This window comes from Carnobacterium sp., from assembly GCF_032094055.1.
In the GTDB taxonomy this organism is placed as follows: domain Bacteria; phylum Bacillota; class Bacilli; order Lactobacillales; family Carnobacteriaceae; genus Carnobacterium_A.
The window spans coordinates 903-4,119 of record NZ_DAMDAK010000030.1 but is presented as its reverse complement, the minus strand read 5'-3'; the positions used below and the strand labels follow the sequence as shown (position 1 = coordinate 4,119).

General features: G+C 39.3%; 2 protein-coding genes and 2 pseudogenes. All 4 read right to left on the bottom strand.

Going from position 1 to position 3,217, the window contains the following annotated elements:
- Window positions 1–376 (bottom strand): annotated as a pseudogene (locus RT405_RS06305) (carbamate kinase); the annotation flags it as partial.
- Window positions 376–1,236, bottom strand: coding sequence for a DUF2877 domain-containing protein (locus tag RT405_RS06300; RefSeq protein ID WP_313468489.1), 861 nt, complete (start codon window positions 1,234–1,236; stop codon window positions 376–378). The gene RT405_RS06300 and the pseudogene RT405_RS06305, both read right to left, overlap by 1 nt.
- Window positions 1,237–1,337: 101 nt before the next feature.
- Window positions 1,338–2,600, bottom strand: coding sequence for a DUF1116 domain-containing protein (locus RT405_RS06295; RefSeq protein WP_313468487.1), 1,263 nt, complete (start codon window positions 2,598–2,600; stop codon window positions 1,338–1,340).
- Window positions 2,601–2,649: 49 nt separating this feature from the next.
- A pseudogene (locus RT405_RS06290) lies at window positions 2,650–3,217 on the bottom strand (acyl-CoA synthetase FdrA); the annotation flags it as partial.

Sequence of the window (3,217 nt, the reverse complement as noted above, 5' to 3'; positions counted from 1 at the left end):
TTTGGAAAGCAGAATCTTTTGCATCTACTTCTGTTTCTGTTAACAAAGTTACGACATTTCCAGAAACTTCTTTTTCAAGTAAGGCGTTCTTTAAAGATTGTTCCATCATATACCCAATAAAACCTTGAGATTGTGCACTCAATGCATCTAATGGCAATTGCGGAACAACATCTTTTGCCTCTTCATTTTGGCGTAAAATGTTTCCGACTTGCGGTCCGTTGCCGTGTGTGACAATGACTTGGTGTCCTGCTTTTTTTACATCAGAAATGGAATCTGTACTGATACGTACATTTTCCATTTGGTTTTCAAATGTTGCTTCTTGATTAGGACGTAAAATTGCGTTTCCTCCAAGAGCGATGACTACTCGTTTTCCCATTATCTTATTCCTCTCTCTTTTAACATCAGTAATCCTAAAAGGATACCTGTCATAGTATCTAGGCCTGATGTGCTTCCATTCGTTAGTATAGTTTTAAAATCTACTTTGATTTGATTCCCTTTGTGTTTCTCACTCAATTCATTTGCAAAAGAAAGAAGTGTGGTGCTGTACAAGTGCTTAACTGCATAGCGCAGATAAGTGGCAGCAATGATTGTAGTGCGTTCTTTTGTTTTTAACAATTCCAATAAAATCTGTCTAAAATTCGTGCTCAATAGCGTATATGCTGAATCCATACTTAACAATCCTACTAAAAGATCATCTCCTGATGGAGTCAATCCAACGCCACGACCGATAAAGAACTCTAAACTGTCGCGAATACATTCTTTATCAGATGAAAATAATCCCTTTATGGCTTTAGTAAATTCAGGTTCAGCTTTAGCCGCATCGTCCAACGATAATGGCAAGCTTTTTTTAAAACCATTATTTTCTGAAACCATTTCAGCTTCAGCTAAAACCTTTTCTACCTGTTTTAACGTTATTTCTTGTTGCGGCAGCATTTGAGAATGATAAAAATGAGTGTATTTAAACGATAAACTAACAGCATTGCTTTTTAACTGGTTGGTTTGTGAATCATAAAAAAACTGGTCTCCAACCTTGACTAATTGCAACACTTCTTTTGTATCTTTAAAAGAAAGATGCAGAGCAAAAGGCAATTCGCCGTTTTTGTCTGTGCCAATAAAAAGAACGTTATTTCCGCTAATCAGATTTAGCCCATTTTTAAAAATACTGTGAACTTGCCATAATTCGTCGCTGCTGTTCTTCTCTTTTAATTGTTCTGACATTTTTTGTACAAAAATCATTTCAAACCACTCCAACAACTAGTTTAAAAAATAAGTGAGTTAATTGAAGTTTTGTTTTCTCCAGTTAACTCACTTCACTTATCGTTTAACAGTTTCAGTTATTAAATATCCATACCTAATTTTTTAGCATAAGCTGTAATGGCTTTTTCGAAACACTCGATTGGAGGTGTAACCGTTCCTGCTCCAATTTGTCCAAGTCCAGCTACTTTATGAGCAATACCGGTATTGATAACGGGCAAAATACCTGTTTCAACAACTTTACGCGCATCAATTCCTAAAACAATCCCTTGGAAATCCCATGTTGGAACAGGGAAGTTCGGATTGTGGTCAATCGTGATCTCAGTCATATCATTGCTCGTTTTTAAAGCGTCATTGAAACCGCCAGTACCTACAAAACGCGTAACTGCTGGTGCTGCGATCATCGCCATTCCACCTACACCAAAGGTTTCCGTAATCGCACTGTCTCCAATATCTGGGTTGGCATCATCAGCCGTATAACCAGAAAAGTACAATCCTTGTGGTGTATTAACTGGACCAGTAAACCACTCATCGCCCATTCCGCTGATTTTGATACCAAAGTTTTCACCATTACGAGCCATAGCTGTCACAACTGTTCCTGATTCGATCGTCCTTGCCCCATCCAATACTGCTTTTGCTGCAGCCATCATCGGGTTCAAGAAGAATTGGTCTGTATCGGCTAAGAACTTAATCACTTCTTGGCGTTCTTTTTCATCGATATCCAGTTCAGAAACGATTGGCGCTACTTCTTTTAAAAAGTTTAATGAAGCCGCAATATTCCGTTGGTGGAATTCATCTCCCATTGCGATTGATTTAGCAATAATAACGTTTAAGTTCATGCCTTCTTCCATTGTTTGTAACACTTTGCTTAAAACCGGGCCTAAAACATCGCGCATCCAGCGTAAACGGTTCACAACATCTTCGCCATAAGCTCCAAAACGTAAGACAGCACCAATCCCTTCATTCATTTGGCAATAAGCTACGTTTCCATCTGTCCGGTTTTCTACTACTAAAACCGGCATATTTCCAGATGTGATTCCGCCCATCGGTCCGACTGCATTAACCGAGTGACAAGGGATGAATTTTACTTCGCCGCTTGCTAATAAAGCTCTTGCGTCGTCTTCTGTTGTAGCCCACTCTTCAAAAAGAACGGCTCCTACACATGAACCTTGCATCGGGTCTGTCATGTTTTCCCATTTGATAGGAGGTCCTGCATGCAGCAAGACCTTTTCATTTAATTCTTCGATTACCGATTTTGCGGGTACAACATCCAATAAAAATGGTGCTCCAGCAACGATTTTATCAATTACTGCACGGTTTGCTTCGTCAATTGTTTTATAAGTCATAGTCAATAAACCCTCCTGTATTTTCTGAAACTCATTTGTTGGCTCTCTTTTATTTTGCAACGTAGCTATTTAAGAAGTACAAAACTTTTTGTAACGTTACGTCTCCGCCTGCACTTGGTCTCCAATCAAATTGAACAGCTTTACCATTGTTTTCTTCGATTGCTTCAGCAAAACTCTTCAGACCCACATTGATCACAAATGGTTTTTGACTCAATAGCGCTAATGTTGCTTCTGATGGTTCTGCAACTTCAACTGCTGCCTCGTTAGCAATCTCTTTAACTTCTTTTGGTTCATCTTCGATGGTATGGCCCAAAATAGCTAAAGCTGTCCGAACGGCTTTGTTATTGCTTTCGCACACAATGACGCCGGCTTCTTCAAGGATTTGTTTTTGACGTGTTAAGTTTTGCGGATCGGCTGAAGTTCCCACAACTGTTCCTAAAACAACCAATTCACGGCCGTCTTTTTGAGCTGCTGCTTTCGCTTCTTTAATGGCAGGAGCTAGTTCAGTTGCCATATCATTATGTGCACCATACCCTAAAACCACATCTAATAAAATGATAGCCGTTTCTGGATTATCGCCAGCTTTCTTGATCATTTCAATCCGTTTTTCCGGATCG